Source organism: Asticcacaulis sp. AC466 (assembly GCF_000495815.1).
Classification (GTDB): Bacteria; Pseudomonadota; Alphaproteobacteria; order Caulobacterales; family Caulobacteraceae; genus Asticcacaulis.
Genome location: NZ_AWGE01000019.1, coordinates 66,223 through 83,549 on the forward strand (window position 1 = coordinate 66,223; position 17,327 = coordinate 83,549).

Consider the following 17,327-nt stretch of genomic DNA (forward strand, 5'->3'; position numbering starts at 1 on the left):
AGTGCCAGACTTTTTGGGGCGCAATATACAACCGGAATGCATCGCCGGAATTCTCCGCCCTTTGGTATCCGTAAGTCATTGCCTGACTTAATTATCCCCTTTTGCGACCAACTCTAATTGAAGGTCTTGCGCTACGCTCTTGCCAGGGGCGTAAGCAGAATGTATACGTTTCGTATATGAATCGTACGGGAGTACGCAAATGGGCATTGTAAACATAGACGATGATTTGCACGAACAGGTGCGCAGAGCGAGCAAGGTCTCTTATCGCTCGATCAACGCGCAGGCCGCCTTCTGGATCAAGGTCGGTATACTGTGTGAAACCAATCCGACCCTCAGTTTCGCGCAGATCATGGAGGGTGAATTGAGATCTGCGGGTGTGTCGGCTCGGCCGCTGGCCGTGGACGCGGCATGACCAAGCAGCCTGAAGAACTGGCACTGCTGGCTGAATCCGGGCGGTTGCTGGCATCCGTATTCGAAATGCTTGATCACACCCCGCTTGCTGGCCTGTCGACGCTTCAGATCGACGCAATGGTCGAGCAATTTATCGTTCACGACCTCCAAGCCCGTCCGGCCAGCAAGGGCCAATATGGCTATGGCTTCGTCTTGAATTCTTCGGTGAACGAGGTGGTTTGCCATGGCGTGCCATCGCAATCGACCGTGTTGCGGGATGGCGATATCGTTAATCTCGACATCACGCTTGAGAAGAATGGCTATATTGCCGACTCCAGCAAGACCTACCTTGTTGGGGACGTACATCTGGCCGCCAGAAGGCTGGTCGAGACAACCTACGAAGCCATGTGGATGGGGATTGAGGCGGTGCGGCCAGGTGCGCGGCTGGGCGACATTGGCTGGGCTATCGAACGCCATGCCAAGCGAAATGGCTATTCCGTGGTGCGGGAATATTGCGGTCACGGCATCGGCCGGGAAATGCACGAGGCGCCGCAGATCCTGCATTTTGGCAAGCCAGGTACCGGCCTCACCTTGCGTGAGGGCATGGTTTTCACGATCGAGCCCATGTTGAACCGGGGCCGCAGACATGTGAGGACGGAGCCTGACGGCTGGACGGTTGTGACGCAGGACGGCTCATTGTCCGCGCAGTTCGAGCACACGGTTGCCGTTACAGCGTCTGGCGTGTCGGTGCTGACGCTACGTCCCGACGAACGGGATAGGGTTGCAAAGACGAAGGTGCTTGCCTGAGCTAACGGCCCAAGGCCATATCGCTTATATGGTTATTAACGTTTTTATTCAAAACTAACTAAGGGGCCATATAAGTACAAATCTTCAGGACAGAGACGCACATGTTTTTCAATAAGCATCCGAAGTCACATCCGGGGCACGCAGGCGTCACCACCTCTGCGCCGTTACCTCTTGAACCTGAAACGCTGTCCCCGGCTCAGCTCATTCGCACGGTAAAAAGCGATTCCACCCTGGCCGGCCTCCAGGCGTCCGACTTTCAGTTTGGTGACAAGCCCGCCTCGCTGATAGTCGCCTATGTCTCTCCGAACGTCGATTTTGCGCAGGCGTGTCGTCGTTTGAGCGCCTTGACAGGGCAGGCGCGCCTGGTGGCGACCACCACGGCGGGCGAATTGTGTGATGATGAAAAAGCCCTCTATTGTGCCACCGCCGAAAATTGGGACAATATTATCCTCCAGATATTCTCGTCAGACCTTCTGGCGGAGGTAGAGGTTTTCTCAGTGCCGCTGCACTGCGAGGATATTCGGTCTGGTCACGTGACCTGCACGCGGGAGGACCGTGTGTCGCGCATTACTCAGTCTCTAACGACTATCCGTCCCAACATGGCCATCGATGCCCGCGATACCTTTGCCTTGACCTTCATCGACGGGGTGTCGATGTCGGAGAGCTATTTCATGGAGGCGGTCTATAAAGCCGGCCTCTTCCCCTGTCTGTTCATAGGCGGTTCTGCTGGCGGCAAGCTGGACTTTAAAAGAACCTACCTGTTCGATGGCGACAAGGTCATCGAAAATCAGGCCCTGGTCATTTTTACGAAGATGGCGGCGGGCAAGCGGTATGGGGTGATGAAAAGCCAGAATTTCCGCAAGATTGGCCCCAATTTCGTCGTAGTCGATGCCGACCCCAATAAACGCACGGTCAGCGCCACATATGACCAGAAGGCGAACAAGGTGGTGCCCTTTGTGAGCACCTTGTGCGAGGCCTTACATGTTAAACCGTCTGGTCTGGAAGCGGCGTTGCAAGGTCGGGCCTTCGGCATTGAAATAGACGGAGAACTGTTCGTTCGTTCCGTGGCCGGCATCGACTTCGAGTCTGAAACCATCACCTTCTATTGCGACGTTGGACCGGGCGACGAATTGATCCTTTTGGAAGCAACGGATTTCATCGACCAAACCCGGCGTGACGTCGATGCCTTCCTGAAGGGCAAGCCGCCTTTACTTGGTGTCATACTGAATGACTGCATTTTGCGACGTCTGTCCAATGAGGCGGCCTTGAAAAATGCGGGTGGTATCTGGCCGGCGCCGGCGGTGGGCTTTTCCACCTTCGGCGAGCTTTTCGGTATCAATGTCAATCAGACTCTGACGGCGGTAGCTTTTTTCGCGGATAACGGCGTCGGCTACCAAGACGATTTCATTGATCAGTTCCCGATCCGGTATGCCCGTTTCGTCAATTACTTCGCGCGTTGCCATCTCAACCGCGCTGAAATTCTCAACAAGCTGCGCACCGGCGTGATCGACGGTATTTCGCAACACCTCGGAATAGCGGCCAAGATAGAAACCATACTGACTGAGGTGGGTGATGTCGGTGGTGTCATGGATGGGATCCGCCATGCCATGGAGCGCGAGCAGCGTCGCAGTGGCGGCGACGACAGCAATACCCAGCAACTCAGTGAAAAGTTCACTAGCCTGAACGCGGCCCTGGTCAATCTGCGCCAAGTCTTATCCGTCATAGACTCCATTACCTCACAGACGAATTTGCTGGCGCTGAACGCCACCATCGAAGCGGCGCGTGCCGGTGAGGCAGGCCGCGGGTTCAGTGTGGTAGCGGGTGAGGTGAAGAAACTGGCCAGCGACACCAAGGCGACCTTGACCCATACGCAGAGCGCCATCAGCGAAATCGAAGGCTCGCTCAAACAATTGGGCGGCATTATCGACGCCACGCGTGATCAGTTCAAACATGAGAGCCTGCGGTATGAAGAGACGGTTGCCCGGGTCGAGGACATTTTTGCCCAGAGCGGCCATATTGAACGCTCCCTGAGTGGGCTTAGTGCCATGGCGGCCGAACATCGTCACGGCATAGACCAGATGAATGAGAGCGTGGCCTTCTTGCGCGAGCTGGATGCACGGGCCCGCGCAAGCGCTTAACGGGACCGCGCCAGCCGAGTGCCGATGGGCGTGGAGCTACAGCGTCATTGAAAAAACGGCGGCTCAAAACAGAGGCGCCGTTTTCTTCTTTATCCGCCGTTTATGGTCGGCAACAGCAATCGTTGTGTCAAACTTACCCGCCAGAGATCACCATCATATGATCAGGCTGTCGTCTGACCGTTCCCCTGAAAGGTTGCTCCCTATGTGGTCTCGTCGTCACTTCGCCAATGCCCAGCCGATAGGCATGTTAGATTTCGTACTTGGCGGCCTGGACCGGGCCGATGCCAATCATCCGGTTGTGGAAAATCTTTCAGCGATTGCGTTACCGTTTCGCCGCCGCCTGCCGGGGCTTAGTCCTCTCAAGCCGAACCCTCGCTCTCAGCCCCAATCATGAGTATTCCATTGCGATTGGGGTAAAATGGATTGGTCCAGTTGATCGCGCTGACCATACCCACAGCCGCGCCCACAGCCGCGGACGTTTCCATCGCATTTGGCCTGGCTACGCGTGCTGCCATTCCAATATGACCAGGAACGCCTCCAATCTATTCCGCCGTCTGCTTAGCAGCAGGCAGGTATTTATTGATCATGTGATCGAGTTGGGTCGCGCTGAACGGCTTTGAAATATAGTCGTCCATACCGGCGTCGAGGCATTTCTGACGATCTCCCGTCAGGGCGTTGGCGGTAACCCCTATTATGGGGACCGTGTTCCCATCCTCTTCTGCGGCGCGAATGCGGCGCGTGGCTTCATAGCCATCCATTTCGGGCATCTGTACGTCCATTAGAACGATATCAAACGCGCCGTTATCGACAGCTTCCACAGCCTCGCGTCCGCTGCGCGCGACGACGACATCAAAGCCGAGATCGTCCAAAATCGCACTAGCTACGATAATATTGCCTTCATAATCTTCGGCCAGCAGCACACGACCGCGCGCATTGTCCCGCCGCCCGATCGGCGGCGCTGATATGTCGTTTGCGGGGTCTTCCCGGTCAGACGTTTCCACAGATCGAGCCTGGAGCGTGACGGAGAACCGGCTGCCCATGCCCTCGCGGCTCTGGACAGTAACGGCTCCATCCATCAATTCCACAAGTTGCTTGGTAATCGCCAAACCAAGGCCCGTACCGCCATAGCGGCGGGAAATACTGGGATCGGCCTGGGTGAACTTTTCAAAAATCTTCTCGACCTGATTCGCCGTCATGCCGATGCCGGAATCGACGACATCGATCGTCAGTCTGCGCACCTCCTCGGTTGCAGCCTCGCTTTTGACCATGATGTTGACGAAACCTTCGTCGGTGAACTTCACGGCGTTGGACACGAGATTGGACACAATTTGTTGCAAACGCATGGGGTCGCCGTAGATGTCGAAGTCCTTACGGGGGCCGCATTTGATGTTGAGCATGATATTCTTCTCGGCGGCCCGCACGCTCATGATCGACCCGACCTCGGATACGATGTCCGCCAGGTTGACGGGCTGCGATTCCAGGACAAGCTCGTGACTTTCTATCTTGGCGACGTCGAGCAGGTCATTAATCAAGTTGAGCAACGAATCGGAAGACAGGCGCAGGACGCTAAGCAGCTTTTTCTGCTTCTCATCCAGTGGCGCGCCGCGATCGAGCAGGGAAACTATGCCGATGATGGCATTCATCGGTGTCCGCAGTTCATGGCTCATATTGGCGAGGAATTCAGTCTTGGCGACATTGGCGTGCTCTGCCGACAGACGCTCCCCTTCCAGCACGACTTGGACGATATTTTGCGCAGTATCGACGTCTTCGCGCGTCCACGGTCTGCAGCGGTGCTGCACCGTCTGCTTCCACAGCTCGAAAGAGGAGCGTGGCATCAGCCTGTAACCCGCCTTGGTCTTGACGGACTGTTTTTCCGGGGTGCCGGCCCAACTGACCTGCTGCTGCTCGGAGCCGCGGAACCAGATAATGTAATCTTTCTTGGCGGCGCTGATCGGCGCCGCCAGAAAACCACCTTTCAGATGAGCGAGACCGGGCACATCGGCCAGCACAATGTCCGCTTCCTGGGTCGAGTAGATGCCGTTGGTCTGATTCTGAATCCAGTCTGCCAACTGGTGGATGGTATCTTCCGACGGGGTATCGCCAAACAACAACAGGCGTTTTCGCGTCATGACGGTCATGCCGGAGGCCTTGAGTGCGCCCAAGGCCAAGGTCTGACGTCCTTTCAGCAATTCTTCCAGATTGAAGTCCGTTTTCAATCCGGCCGTCAGGCGTTCGACAATCAGATTGCGCTTTTCCTGCTCCTGGCGGTCTCGCAGACCTTCCATGGAAGAGAGCTGCGCGGAAAAGATATGGCCCATGATTTCCGATACCATGCGGACACGGTAGGGCACATGATATCCGACATTATGGTGGCAGGCGACCAGCCCCCATAATTTGCCGTCCTGAATGACCGAAATCGACATCGACGCCGACACGCCCATGTTGGCCAGATACTGGACATGGATGGGTGAGACCGAACGCAGGACGCTTAACGACATATCGAGCGGTTGTTCGGTATCGGGATGGGTGGCAGGGATGATAGGCACCGGCGCGTAGTTCACATCCGCAATCTGGCGAATGTAGTTGGTCATGTAGAGCTTACGCGCCTGCTCCGGTATGTCGGTGGATGGAAAATGCAGGCCGCGATAGCTTGGCATATATTCGGCCTTCGCCTCGCCCACGACCTCGCCGTTCCAGTTCTCGTCGAATTTGTACAGCTTCACCCGATCGAAACCGGTAATATCGCGTATCTTGCCCGTCACGAAATCGTAGAGATCGGGCAGGGTGGTGGCGTTGCGCAGGCCGACCGCAAAATCGCGCAGTTCATCATAGAAAAAGTCGCGCACCATCGCCTTCTTGTCGTCGACGATTTCCAGCTCCACCACGATATTGTCACCGGCGCGATGTGCCACAGCGTCGAACCACAAATCGTCGATTTTGATGATGGTCGATTGAATCGGCATCAGGCTGCGTTCGACGATGACGTCGTGAATTTGTTCCGCCTGTTCCTGGCCGATAATATCGGCAAGGCGCCGGTTCAGAACGTCTTCGACCGTGGTTTGCGGTAGCCAGGTTTGGACATTGTTCGATACCTGAATGACGCGATGGTCGTCACCCTCAAGGACGAACAGCATGCCGTACGGCTGGATAGAGCCGGGAATATGGATCGGTTCGCGGGCGCACTCCTTCAAGGCGTCTTCGAGCTCCGTCTCGCTCAATTCTATGCGGGGCTCAAGCTTCATAAAGGGTCTCTGTTTTGATCATATTGTAAATGGTGTCGCAAAAATAGGTTATGTTATCAAAGGCTTGCTTGGCGCTTTGTATGACTTCGCCGTGTGACAGGGCTTCGGAGTGTCGGTCCAGCACGTCAAGGAACAGCTTCCATTGGGCGCCGTTATGGGAACCGTAGCCGGCAAAAAACCACTGATCCAGGCGCGGAATAAGGGCGAGGCGGCGTTCCAAGTGTTTCGAAATGACATGTCCGCCCAGGGTCGACCCCTGTTTTGTATAGAGATAGCCGGCCAGTTTCGACGGTGTGTCTATGGGCGAATGTTGAAAGGCGATACGATTGGCCCAACTGTCCAACTGGTGTTGCGCCAGGTCGCTGGCCAGCCAACTCAACACGGGCGCATTGGGCGCCTGATCGGCGGTGTCTAGGGGCCATTGGACCACGCAGGCGGCTTCGGCATGCGCATAATAGGCGTCAAAGGCGAGAAGGATGTGATGAAAGTCACGCAGCGTGATCTCACGGCCGTCGGTCTGGTCCGCTGACAAGCCTATCAGAAGTGGGTGAGTGTGTAGCGCATCATGCGGGTGTCGGGTGTGCGTACGGAGGGCTTCGAGAAGTCGCATGCGCGTTACGAAATAGGTCTCACTATTAGACTGGAAACATGAATATCGATGTCAGCCTATAAGCAAAAATATAAAGAGGAAATGCGAGTCTGAGCGACGAAGGTCTAAAAAAAATCCCTGTTGCGGCTGTGCTATTTGCGGCTGGCCAGCGCGGCGCGCAAATAGGTCGCTTAGGGCAGGAGGCTCGATTCAGGTGTTGCCCCCATTCTTTGCCGCCCCATTCTTGGCCGCGAAAGTGTGTTACGGGAGGCGTGGTAAAATCCGTATACGGCCTTGACCTGACTGCGCGCTTCCTCTATAGCCCGCAAACCATTTTCGAGGTGGCCAGTAAAACGGCCGTTTTCGATCCAGATATATGCAGGGGCTGTGTCCCCGCCGTAACCTCCATAGCGCAGGTTGCGGCTTTTGTGTTTGTTTGGATCGGGCCTCAAAAATTTGAAGCCGTCTCTTCACGAGGCTCCTTAAAACCTATGATCGCCCGGCCAAACGGCACAGGTCATACAGAAGAAAGTCATCGAGTACGATGCCCACAGTCAACCAGCTGCTCCGCAAGCCCCGCCAGCCGAAGCCTAAGCGCAACAAGGTTCCCGCCCTGAAGGGTTGTCCGCAGCGCCGCGGCGTTTGCACCCGCGTCTATACCACGACGCCGAAGAAGCCGAACTCCGCTCTGCGTAAGGTCGCCAAGGTGCGTCTGACCTCGCAGATCGAAGCCGTTTGCTACATCCCCGGCGAAGGCCACAACCTGCAGGAACACTCCGTGGTTCTGATCCGCGGCGGCCGTGTCAAGGATTTGCCCGGCGTTCGTTACCACATCCTGCGCGGCGTCCTCGATACCCAGGGCGTCAAGAACCGTAAACAACGCCGTTCGCACTACGGCGCGAAGCGTCCGAAGTAAGGAGAACTATCCATGTCCCGTCGTCACCGCGCCGAGAAGCGTGAAGTTCTACCCGATCCCAAGTTCGGCGATCTGGTCGTCACCAAGTTCATGAACTATGTCATGTACGAAGGTAAGAAGGCCGTTGCTGAAAACATCATCTACGGCGCCTTCGATATCCTGGAAGCCAAGAAGAAGGACGCGACTGCGATCGAGACCTTCCATGCGGCCTTGGATAACGTCGCCCCGTCGATCGAAGTCCGTTCGCGCCGCGTCGGCGGTGCGACCTATCAGGTCCCCGTCGAAGTCCGTCCGGACCGCCGTCGCGCCCTGGCCATCCGCTGGTTGGTCAACTCGGCCCGCAAGCGTGGTGAAAACACCATGACCGAGAAGCTGGCCGCCGAACTGCTCGACGCCGCCAACAATCGCGGCACCGCCGTCAAGAAGCGTGAAGACACGCACAAGATGGCCGAAGCCAACCGCGCCTTCTCGCATTACCGCTGGTAATCGCGAACGGGACGGCTTCGCTGTCGCAAAAATATTGCTTTGAGGCGCGGGCGGTTTGGTTTAAACCGCCCGCGACTTTGCAACTGAAACCACATTTGTTCCCGAAAGTTTTGAGGCTTCCCAATGCCCCGCAGTCACAAGATTGAAGACTATCGTAACTTCGGCATCATGGCCCACATCGATGCCGGCAAGACCACGACCACAGAACGTATTCTGTATTATACCGGCAAGAGCCACAAGATCGGCGAAGTCCATGATGGCGCCGCCACCATGGACTGGATGGAGCAGGAGCAGGAGCGTGGCATCACGATCACGTCCGCCGCGACCACGACGTTCTGGGAAGGCAAGCGCCTGAACATCATCGACACGCCGGGCCACGTCGACTTCACCATCGAAGTCGAGCGCAACCTGCGCGTCCTGGATGGCGCCGTCGCCGTTCTTGACGGCAATGCCGGTGTCGAGCCGCAGACCGAAACCGTCTGGCGTCAGGCCGACAAGTATCGCGTGCCGCGCATCGTGTTCGTCAACAAGATGGACAAGATCGGCGCCGACTTCGACAAGTCGGTTCAGTCGATCCGCGACCGTCTCGGCGCCAAGGCTGTGCCGATCCAGTTCCCGATCGGTTCGGAAACCTCGCTGTCGGGCCTCGTCGACGTCGTCCGCATGAAGGCCGTTGTCTGGGACAATGACGCCCTCGGCGCCAACTATCGCGACGAAGAAATCCCCGCCGACCTGCTGGATAAGGCCAAGGAGGCCCGTCAGTACCTGATCGACAACGCTGTCGAACTGGATGACGAAGCCATGGAAGCCTATCTGGAAGGCAACGAGCCTTCGATCGAAACGATCAAGAAGTGCATCCGCAAGGCCGTTCTGACTGAAGCCTTCTATCCCGTGCTCTGCGGTTCGGCGTTCAAGAACAAGGGCGTTCAGACTCTCCTCGACGCCGTTGTCGATTACCTGCCGTCGCCCGTCGACGTGCCGCCGACGGTTGGCATCGACTATAAGACCGAAGAAGAAATCACCCGCAAGGCCTCGGACACCGAGCCGCTCGCCATGCTGGCCTTCAAGATCATGGATGACCCCTTCGTTGGTTCTCTGACCTTCTGCCGCCTGTATTCGGGCAAGCTGGAAACCGGCCAGGGCCTGCTGAACACCACGCGCGATAAAAAAGAACGTGTCGGTCGCATGCTGCTCATGCACTCCAACAACCGCGAAGACATCAAGGAAGCCTATGCTGGTGACATCGTCGCCCTGGCTGGCCTGAAGGACACCCGCACCGGGGACACCCTGTGCGATCCGGCGAAGTCACCGGTCATCCTCGAGCGTATGGAATTCCCGGCGCCGGTTATCGAAATCGCCGTCGAGCCCAAGTCGAAGGCCGACCAGGAAAAGCTGGGTGTCGCCCTGGCCAAGCTGGCGTCCGAAGATCCGTCGTTCACGGTTTCGACCGACCACGAGTCGGGCCAAACCATCCTGAAGGGCATGGGCGAACTGCACCTCGACATCAAGATCGACATCCTGAAGCGCACCTATAAGGTGGAAGCCAATATCGGCGCGCCGCAGGTTGCCTATCGTGAATCGATCACCCGCAAGGCCGAAATCGACTACACCCACAAGAAGCAAACCGGTGGTACGGGCCAGTTCGCCCGCGTCATGATCACCTTCGAACCCGGTGAACCTGGTTCGGGCTTCGTCTTCGAATCCGCCATCGTCGGTGGCGCGGTTCCGAAGGAATACATCCCGGGCGTCGAAAAGGGCCTCGAATCCGCCAAGGAAAACGGCCTGCTGGCTGGCTTCCCGCTGATCGACCTCAAGGCCACCCTGACGGACGGCAAGTTCCACGACGTCGACTCCTCGGTTCTGGCTTTCGAAATCGCCGCGCGCGCTGCCTTCAAGGAACTGCGCGAAAAGGGCGGGCCGAAGCTGCTCGAACCGATCATGAAGGTCGAAGTCGTCACTCCGGAAGAATACCTCGGTTCGGTCATCGGTGACCTCAACGGTCGCCGTGGCATGATCCAGGGTCAAGACATGCGCGGCAACGCCATCGTCGTCGACGCCTTCGTGCCGCTGGCCAACATGTTCGGTTACGTGAACACTCTGCGCGGCATGTCGCAAGGCCGCGCACAGTTCTCCATGGTCTACGATCACTACGAGCCCGTGCCGCAGCACGTCGCCGACGAAGTGATCAAGAAGTACGCCTAAACTAAAAAATATTGGCCCGTGGCATTTTGTGTGCTACGGGCCGCTCCTTACAGATCAACCCTAAGCAAATGAAGGTCCGCCGCAGGCGGAATTGAAAAATGGCCAAGGAAAAATTCAACCGCAGCAAGCCTCACTGCAACATCGGCACGATTGGTCACGTTGACCATGGCAAGACGACGCTGACGGCGGCGATCACGATGACGCTGGCGAAGTCTGGCGGCGCCGTTGCCAAGAACTATGCCGACATCGACGCTGCCCCTGAAGAAAAGGCACGCGGCATCACGATCAACACGGCGCACGTCGAATATGAGACGGCCAACCGTCACTATGCGCACGTCGATTGCCCGGGCCACGCCGACTACGTGAAGAACATGATCACTGGTGCTGCCCAGATGGACGGCGCGATCCTGGTCGTTTCGGCCGCTGACGGCCCGATGCCGCAAACGCGCGAGCACATTCTGCTGGCCCGCCAGGTTGGCGTTCCGGCCCTGGTCGTGTTCATGAACAAGGTCGACCTGGTCGACGACGAAGAACTGATCGAACTGGTCGAAATGGAAGTGCGCGAGCTTCTGTCGTCCTACCAGTTCCCGGGCGACGATATCCCCATCACCAAGGGCTCGGCCAAGGCCGCGACCGATGGCGTGAACCCGGAAATCGGTGAAAACCAAATCCTGGCCCTGATGGCCACGGTTGACGAATACATCCCGCAACCGGAGCGTCCGATCGATCTGCCGTTCCTGATGCCGGTCGAAGACGTGTTCTCGATCTCGGGCCGTGGTACGGTTGTGACCGGCCGCGTCGAGCGCGGTATCGTTAAGGTCGGTGAAGAAGTCGAAATCGTCGGCATCCGTCCGGTTCAGAAGACGACCTGCACGGGCGTTGAAATGTTCCGCAAGCTGCTGGACCAAGGTCAAGCGGGTGACAACGTCGGCGTTCTGCTGCGCGGCACCAAGCGTGAAGACGTTGAGCGCGGCCAAGTTCTGTGCAAGCCGGGTTCGATCACGCCGCACACCAAGTTCGTTGCCGAAGCCTACATCCTGACCAAGGAAGAAGGCGGCCGTCACACCCCGTTCTTCACCAACTATCGTCCTCAGTTCTACTTCCGCACGACCGATGTCACCGGCATCGTGAAGCTGAAGGAAGGCGTTGAAATGATCATGCCTGGCGACAACGCCGAGCTGGACGTTGAGCTGATCACCCCGATCGCCATGGAAGAGAAGCTGCGCTTCGCTATCCGTGAAGGTGGCCGCACCGTCGGCGCCGGCGTCGTGTCGAAGATCGTCGAGTAAGGGGCAGCCCTTAACCCGCAATCGCTTAAAACCCCGCCGGTGCAAACCGGCGGGGTTTTTCGTTGCAAGGGGGCGTTTGACGCAACCTCATTTGTTTTGACTTGTCGTAATCCGCGTGGCTCAAATGGCAGAGACCAGGGTTCGGGGGACGGGGTTCGGAGACAGCCAGATGCGCACCAATCCAAGCAACACATACAGGCCGGCGGCATGATTTTGATCGGCCAATACGACTCACCCTATGTCCGTCGTGTGGGTATAGCCCTGACGGTGTATGGCTTTGCCTACGAGCACCGGCCATGGTCCACGTTCGGTGATGCGAACAAGATCCTACCCTTCAATCCCCTTATGCGCGTGCCAACCCTTATCCTCGACAATGGCGCTGTCGTTCTGGAAAGCGCTTATGCTTTGGACTGGTTGGACGAAGAGGTGAGGGCGCGTGGCGACGACGCATTGATCGCCGCTACGGGCGCGGACCGGCAAAAGGCGCTATATTACGTTGCTTTGGCGACGGGCTTTTCGGATAAGGCGATCGCTCTCTTTTACGAGCAGGTGCTGCATAAGCAGACGTCCGATCTGTGGCTAAAGCGTTGCCATGACCAGATGGGCGCCGTGCTGGACGCCTTGGAAGCTATCCGGGCCGCTGCCCGTACACGATGGCTGCTCGGTGACACAATGACGCACGCAGATATCGCCCTGGCCTGTAGCCTGCGCCACGCGCGCGAGGCGCATCCTGACATCGACTTCTCCCGCTGGGCGGCCCTCAACTTCCATAGCGCCCAATGCGAGGAGATGGAGGTGTTTAAAGCGATCTCCCAGCGTTTCATCGGGCCCGAGGCAGATCATTAACCCTGTCGCTTAGGCCGATATAAACCCTATACTGGTACAGAACTTGCTTTGAATATGCATATGTCCAAAGCAGGGAATCGATGCCACAGACCATAGATATCGTTCGTCCGGCGGATTTGACGGCCGAAGACACCGAGCTCTGGAATGGTTTCGTCGCGTCGAGACCTGAACTTACCGGACCCTACTTCGACATTCGCTATGTAAAGGCCATCGGATCGAAGGTGCCTGGCGCCGCAGTCGCTCGTATTCGCGAGGACGGCCAGATTATCGGCTATTTCGCCTACCAACTTCGGGCCGGCCGGATGCTGCCCATGGGCGCACCGTTGACAGATTATCACGGCGTCGTCAGCCCCCCCGGACGCCATGTTTGCTTCAACGCCATATTGAAAGCCGCTGGCGCCAAACATCTGCAATTCCAGGGGTGGGTTGGGCCTATCGAAGGGCCTGTCCAGGCCGCGTCTTTGCAGCGTCGCGTCGCTTTGACGCCATCGGGCTTTGACGCTTGGCGCGAGACGCAGAACGTCAGGCATCACAAGTTCTTCAAGAACGTGGCTCGGTGCGAACGCAATATCGTCAAAGATTTCGGCGGTTTCGACTTTTCCTGGGAACGTGTCACGCCGGACCTGCTCGATTGGGTCATCGGCCTCAAGCGCGACCAGTACCGCCGTAGCGGCCTGCATGATATCTTCGGCTGCGGCTGGACCAAAGACCTGCTGGCCGGTTTGGCGGCCGATGACGCGACCGACTTCGGTCTGCGCGCCGGTGTTCTGCGTCACGAGGGCAAGTTTGTCGCCGCCGAGATCAGCCTTGTAAACGCGACCAGCGTCCATCTCTGGTTTCCGGCCTATGATCCGGCCTACTATCGATATACCGTCGGCATCGTGCTCACCATGCAAATCATTCGACATCTCGCCCCGCTGGGCTACGTGGCTTTCGATTTCGGCACCGGGGGCGAAGACTACAAATCGCCGATGACGGCCAATGCCGGCGAGTGTCTTGACGGCAGCTTGCAATATAGTCCGGGCCTGGGCAGTCGCATGATAGATATGACCGGGGCCCTGCTGCCTGTGTCGCGTCCGCAGTTCGAGGCCGTTCGCATGTCCTTGCGCCGAAGGGTCAATGTTATCCGTTCGACGGAGGTTAGCGTGGCGGGGTGGGGCAGGGCGATGTGGGCTCTGGCGCAACGCGGATTTAAGCGTTTGAGAGCCGCACGGGCCTAGCCTTTGTGTTGACACGCCGGATATGCTGCCGCGCGGCGCAAAATATTCGCTTCCGGTTATTTTCTTGGGCTTTTCCGCAATTGGCCCTTGACCTTTCCGAGTCGTTTGGGCATATAGCGCGCTCTGTTGGATCGGCTGTGGCGCTGAAGAGGTGCCAAACGCGGTCTGCAAGCATAAACCAACCCGGTCGGCGGCCTTTTATAAAAGGAATTGACCGGTTTGATCAACGGCCCGCGCGGGTAAAACCGCGAGGGCTTTGTTTTTGCGGATATCGCGTTCGTGCTCACATTTGTGGGGGCGAGTTGGTCTTTGAAATGGTTCACTGGACGCGTTAAACGCACCTCTTTGGGAATACGAGCGATATGGATCGTCAAAATATCCGCATCCGCCTGAAGGCCTTCGATCACCGCGTCCTGGATCATTCCACACGCGAGATCGTCAATACGGCCAAGCGCACGGGTGCTACCGTCCGGGGACCGATCCCCTTGCCCACGCTGATCGAGCGTTTCACCGTCAACCGTTCGCCGCACGTCGACAAGAAGTCGCGCGAGCAGTTCGAAATCCGCACGCACAAGCGTGTTCTCGATATCGTCGATCCGACCCCGCAGACCGTGGACGCGCTCATGAAGCTCGACCTGTCGGCTGGTGTCGACGTCGAGATCAAGATCTAAGGGGCCGCGATTATGCGTACAGGTTTGATCGCTAAAAAGCTCGGCATGACCCGCTTCTTCGACGAAGCCGGTGTCCACGTGCCGGTGACTGTGCTCTCGCTCGAGGGCTGCCAGGTCGTCGCTCAGCGCACCAAGGAAAAGGACGGCTATGTCGCCCTCCAGCTCGGTGCCGGTTCGCGCAAGGCAAAGAACGTTTCCAATCCGGAGCGTCAACGTTTCGCCAAGGCTCAGGTTGAGCCGAAGGCCTACATCACTGAATTCCGCGTGTCGGAAGACGCCCTGATCGACGTCGGCGCTGAGCTGACCGCTGATCACTTCGTCACCGGCCAGAAGGTTGACATTCAGGGCACCACCATCGGTAAGGGTTTTGCCGGCGCCATGAAGCGCTGGAACTTCGGCGGTATGCGCGCCACTCACGGTGTGTCGGTGTCTCACCGTGCTCACGGTTCGACGGGTAACCGTCAAGATCCGGGCCGCACCTTCCCGGGCAAGAAGATGGCGGGTCATTACGGTGTTGAAACCGTTACGACTCTGAACCTCGAAGTTGCCCGCATCGACGCCGAGCGCGGCCTGGTCTTCATCAAGGGCGCTGTTCCCGGTGCTGAAGGCTCCTACGTCAAGATCCGTGACGCCGTTAAGAAGGCGGCCCCGCAGGGCCTGCCGTTCCCCGGCGCGATCAAGTCGGCGGCCTCCGCCCCGGCTGCTGCTGAGGAAGCTCCTGCGCAAGAAGGGGCTGAATAATCATGAAACTGAACGTTTTGAAGCTTGACGCCTCGGCGGCCGGTTCGGTGGACGTTTCCGACTTTGTGTTCGGAATTGAAGCCATCCGCACCGACATCCTGTCCCGCGTCGTCAACTGGCAATTGGCCAAGCGCCGTGCCGGTACACACAAGGTCCAAACCCGCAACGAGAATTCTCGTACGGGCAAGAAGATGTACAAGCAAAAGGGCTCCGGCGGCGCTCGTCACGGTTCGCGCCGTGCCCCGCAATTCGTCGGCGGTTCGCGCGCCTTCGGTCCGGTTGTCCGTGACCATGGTTTCGACCTTCCCAAGAAGGTCCGCGCGCTTGGTCTGCGCCACGCCCTGTCTTCCAAGTTCCGCGACGGTTCGCTGATCATTCTCGATCAAGCTGTCGTTGAATCGCCGAAGACCCAAACCCTCAAGGCTTCTTTCGAGAAGCTGGGCCTGACGAACGCTCTGTTCATCACCGGTCCTGAGGTTGACACCAACTTCGCGCTCGCTTCGCGCAACATCCCGAACATCGACGTACTGCCGACGGCAGGCCTGAATGTCTATGACATCCTGCGCCGCCATAAGCTGGTGCTCACGACGTCGGCGGTGGAAGCTATCGAAGCCCGCTTCGCTGTGGAGGCCTAAGAGTTATGGCTGCTACCATTCGCAATTTCGACGTCCTTCTGTCGCCGCACATCACTGAAAAGGCCACCAACCTGTCTGAACTGAACAAGGTGGTCTTCAAGGTTGCGCTCGACTCCTCCAAGGACGAAGTCGCTTCGGCCGTCGAAGCCATCTACAACGTTAAGGTCACCAAGGTGAACACCATTGTCACCAAGGGCAAGACCAAGCGTTTTAAGGGCATCAAGGGTCGTCGTTCCGACGTCAAAAAAGCTATCGTGACCCTGGCCGAAGGTCAGTCGATCGATATCACGACCGGTCTGTAAGGAAGGATTGAAAACATGGCTTTGAAGCAATTCAACCCAACCTCTCCCGGCCGTCGCCAGCTCGTGTTGGTCGATCGCTCGGAACTCCACAAGGGCAAGCCCGAAAAGTCGCTGGTCGAAGGTTTGACCAAGTCCGGCGGCCGTGGCGCTGGCGGCCGTATCGCCGTCCGTTTCCGTGGCGGCGGTGCCAAGCAACTGTACCGCATCGTCGATTTCAAGCGTCGCAAGCTTGATGTTGTCGGCACGGTCGAGCGCCTGGAATATGACCCGAACCGCACCGCGTTCATCGCGTTGATCAACTACGCTGACGGCGAAAAGGCCTACATTCTGGCCCCGCAACGTCTTAAGGTTGGCGATCAGATCATTTCGGCCGAAAAGGTCGACGTGAAGCCGGGCAACGCGGCGCCGCTGCGTTCGCTGCCGATCGGCACGATCATCCACAACGTCGAACTGAAGCCGCTCAAGGGCGGTCAGTTGGCCCGCTCCGCCGGTGCTTACGCTCAGTTGGTCGGCCGTGATGCCGGCTACGCCCAGATCCGTCTGGGTTCGGGCGAACTGCGTATGGTTATGGACAGCTGCATCGCGACTGTCGGCGCCGTTTCCAACCCTGACCACATGAACCAAAGCCTGGGCAAGGCTGGCCGGACCCGTCATATGGGTTTCCGTCCGCACGTCCGCGGCGTGGCCATGAACCCGGTCGACCACCCGCATGGTGGTGGTGAAGGCAAGACCTCCGGTGGTCGTAACCCTGTGACACCTTGGGGCAAGCCCACCAAGGGTCGCAAGACTCGTACTAACAAAGCGACGGACAAGTACATTATCCGTTCGCGTCACGTTAAGAAGGCTCGCTAAT

16 protein-coding genes are annotated in these 17,327 nt (G+C 57.9%); 14 read left to right on the forward strand and 2 right to left on the reverse strand.

What is annotated here, in order from left to right:
- The first annotated feature begins 199 nt into the window (after window positions 1-199).
- The 3 genes from AEAC466_RS39620 to AEAC466_RS39630 all read left to right on the forward strand — a co-directional run bounded on the left by AEAC466_RS39620 (window position 200) and on the right by AEAC466_RS39630 (window position 3,335).
- Entirely contained in the window at window positions 200-412 is a 213-nt protein-coding gene (locus AEAC466_RS39620; RefSeq protein WP_023459500.1) for a ParD-like family protein, read from the forward strand.
- On the forward strand, window positions 409-1,197 hold the full coding sequence (gene map / locus AEAC466_RS39625) for a type I methionyl aminopeptidase (RefSeq protein WP_023459501.1): 789 nt from the start codon (window positions 409-411) through the stop codon (window positions 1,195-1,197). The genes AEAC466_RS39620 and map overlap by 4 nt, the downstream gene beginning before the upstream one ends.
- A 101-nt stretch (window positions 1,198-1,298) precedes the next feature.
- A complete protein-coding gene (locus AEAC466_RS39630; protein WP_023459502.1) occupies window positions 1,299-3,335 on the forward strand; it encodes a methyl-accepting chemotaxis protein in 2,037 nt (678 codons plus the stop codon).
- Window positions 3,336-3,877: 542 nt separating this feature from the next.
- Here the strand turns inward: AEAC466_RS39630 and AEAC466_RS39635 are convergent.
- The gene (locus tag AEAC466_RS39635; protein ID WP_023459503.1) at window positions 3,878-6,577 is read right to left on the reverse strand and encodes an ATP-binding protein; all 2,700 of its coding nucleotides are present in this window, start codon (window positions 6,575-6,577) and stop codon (window positions 3,878-3,880) included.
- On the reverse strand, window positions 6,567-7,187 hold the full coding sequence (locus AEAC466_RS43940) for a biliverdin-producing heme oxygenase (protein WP_023459504.1): 621 nt from the start codon (window positions 7,185-7,187) through the stop codon (window positions 6,567-6,569). Before AEAC466_RS43940 ends, AEAC466_RS39635 begins: the two co-directional genes overlap by 11 nt.
- A 523-nt stretch (window positions 7,188-7,710) precedes the next feature.
- On the opposite strand from AEAC466_RS43940, the gene rpsL reads away from it, so the two are divergent.
- From rpsL to rplB, 11 genes are all read left to right on the forward strand, one after another.
- Window positions 7,711-8,082 carry a 30S ribosomal protein S12 gene (gene rpsL, locus AEAC466_RS39640; RefSeq protein ID WP_023459505.1) on the forward strand — a complete coding sequence of 124 codons (372 nt, stop codon included), beginning with the start codon at window positions 7,711-7,713 and terminating at the stop codon, window positions 8,080-8,082.
- Between the two features lie 12 nt (window positions 8,083-8,094).
- Window positions 8,095-8,568: a 30S ribosomal protein S7 gene (rpsG, locus tag AEAC466_RS39645; RefSeq protein WP_023459506.1), complete on the forward strand. Its 474-nt coding sequence runs from the start codon at window positions 8,095-8,097 to the stop codon at window positions 8,566-8,568.
- Between the two features lie 123 nt (window positions 8,569-8,691).
- Window positions 8,692-10,770, forward strand: coding sequence for an elongation factor G (gene fusA, locus AEAC466_RS39650; RefSeq protein ID WP_023459507.1), 2,079 nt, complete (start codon window positions 8,692-8,694; stop codon window positions 10,768-10,770).
- 98 nt (window positions 10,771-10,868) lie between these two features.
- Entirely contained in the window at window positions 10,869-12,059 is a 1,191-nt protein-coding gene (tuf, locus tag AEAC466_RS39655; RefSeq protein WP_023458415.1) for an elongation factor Tu, read from the forward strand.
- A 207-nt stretch (window positions 12,060-12,266) separates the two neighbouring features.
- On the forward strand, window positions 12,267-12,905 hold the full coding sequence (locus tag AEAC466_RS39660; protein WP_023459508.1) for a glutathione S-transferase family protein: 639 nt from the start codon (window positions 12,267-12,269) through the stop codon (window positions 12,903-12,905).
- 80 nt (window positions 12,906-12,985) lie between these two features.
- Entirely contained in the window at window positions 12,986-14,125 is a 1,140-nt protein-coding gene (locus tag AEAC466_RS39665) for a GNAT family N-acetyltransferase (RefSeq protein WP_023459509.1), read from the forward strand.
- Between the two features lie 362 nt (window positions 14,126-14,487).
- Window positions 14,488-14,796 carry a 30S ribosomal protein S10 gene (rpsJ, locus tag AEAC466_RS39670; protein WP_006273890.1) on the forward strand — a complete coding sequence of 103 codons (309 nt, stop codon included), beginning with the start codon at window positions 14,488-14,490 and terminating at the stop codon, window positions 14,794-14,796.
- A gap of 12 nt (window positions 14,797-14,808) precedes the next feature.
- Window positions 14,809-15,537, forward strand: coding sequence for a 50S ribosomal protein L3 (gene rplC / locus AEAC466_RS39675; protein ID WP_023459510.1), 729 nt, complete (start codon window positions 14,809-14,811; stop codon window positions 15,535-15,537).
- 2 nt (window positions 15,538-15,539) lie between these two features.
- A complete protein-coding gene (rplD, locus tag AEAC466_RS39680; RefSeq protein WP_023459511.1) occupies window positions 15,540-16,172 on the forward strand; it encodes a 50S ribosomal protein L4 in 633 nt (210 codons plus the stop codon).
- 5 nt (window positions 16,173-16,177) lie between these two features.
- A complete protein-coding gene (locus AEAC466_RS39685; RefSeq protein ID WP_023459512.1) occupies window positions 16,178-16,474 on the forward strand; it encodes a 50S ribosomal protein L23 in 297 nt (98 codons plus the stop codon).
- Between the two features lie 15 nt (window positions 16,475-16,489).
- Window positions 16,490-17,326: a 50S ribosomal protein L2 gene (gene rplB, locus AEAC466_RS39690; RefSeq protein ID WP_023459513.1), complete on the forward strand. Its 837-nt coding sequence runs from the start codon at window positions 16,490-16,492 to the stop codon at window positions 17,324-17,326.
- Window position 17,327 lies beyond the last annotated feature (1 nt).

What these genes read in the sequence shown, in the direction of transcription:
- rpsJ (WP_006273890.1), top strand. Translation starts at nt 14,488, where the DNA reads ATGGATCGTCAAAATATCCGCATCCGCCTGAAGGCCTTCGATCACCGC.
- rpsL (WP_023459505.1), top strand. Translation starts at nt 7,711, where the DNA reads ATGCCCACAGTCAACCAGCTGCTCCGCAAGCCCCGCCAGCCGAAGCCT.
- rplD (WP_023459511.1), top strand. Translation starts at nt 15,540, where the DNA reads ATGAAACTGAACGTTTTGAAGCTTGACGCCTCGGCGGCCGGTTCGGTG.
- AEAC466_RS39630 (WP_023459502.1), top strand. Translation starts at nt 1,299, where the DNA reads ATGTTTTTCAATAAGCATCCGAAGTCACATCCGGGGCACGCAGGCGTC.
- rplB (WP_023459513.1), top strand. Translation starts at nt 16,490, where the DNA reads ATGGCTTTGAAGCAATTCAACCCAACCTCTCCCGGCCGTCGCCAGCTC.
- AEAC466_RS39685 (WP_023459512.1), top strand. Translation starts at nt 16,178, where the DNA reads ATGGCTGCTACCATTCGCAATTTCGACGTCCTTCTGTCGCCGCACATC.
- AEAC466_RS39665 (WP_023459509.1), top strand. Translation starts at nt 12,986, where the DNA reads ATGCCACAGACCATAGATATCGTTCGTCCGGCGGATTTGACGGCCGAA.
- fusA (WP_023459507.1), top strand. Translation starts at nt 8,692, where the DNA reads ATGCCCCGCAGTCACAAGATTGAAGACTATCGTAACTTCGGCATCATG.
- rpsG (WP_023459506.1), top strand. Translation starts at nt 8,095, where the DNA reads ATGTCCCGTCGTCACCGCGCCGAGAAGCGTGAAGTTCTACCCGATCCC.
- map (WP_023459501.1), top strand. Translation starts at nt 409, where the DNA reads ATGACCAAGCAGCCTGAAGAACTGGCACTGCTGGCTGAATCCGGGCGG.
- rplC (WP_023459510.1), top strand. Translation starts at nt 14,809, where the DNA reads ATGCGTACAGGTTTGATCGCTAAAAAGCTCGGCATGACCCGCTTCTTC.
- AEAC466_RS39660 (WP_023459508.1), top strand. Translation starts at nt 12,267, where the DNA reads ATGATTTTGATCGGCCAATACGACTCACCCTATGTCCGTCGTGTGGGT.
- AEAC466_RS39620 (WP_023459500.1), top strand. Translation starts at nt 200, where the DNA reads ATGGGCATTGTAAACATAGACGATGATTTGCACGAACAGGTGCGCAGA.
- AEAC466_RS43940 (WP_023459504.1), bottom strand. Translation starts at nt 7,187, where the DNA reads ATGCGACTTCTCGAAGCCCTCCGTACGCACACCCGACACCCGCATGAT.
- AEAC466_RS39635 (WP_023459503.1), bottom strand. Translation starts at nt 6,577, where the DNA reads ATGAAGCTTGAGCCCCGCATAGAATTGAGCGAGACGGAGCTCGAAGAC.
- tuf (WP_023458415.1), top strand. Translation starts at nt 10,869, where the DNA reads ATGGCCAAGGAAAAATTCAACCGCAGCAAGCCTCACTGCAACATCGGC.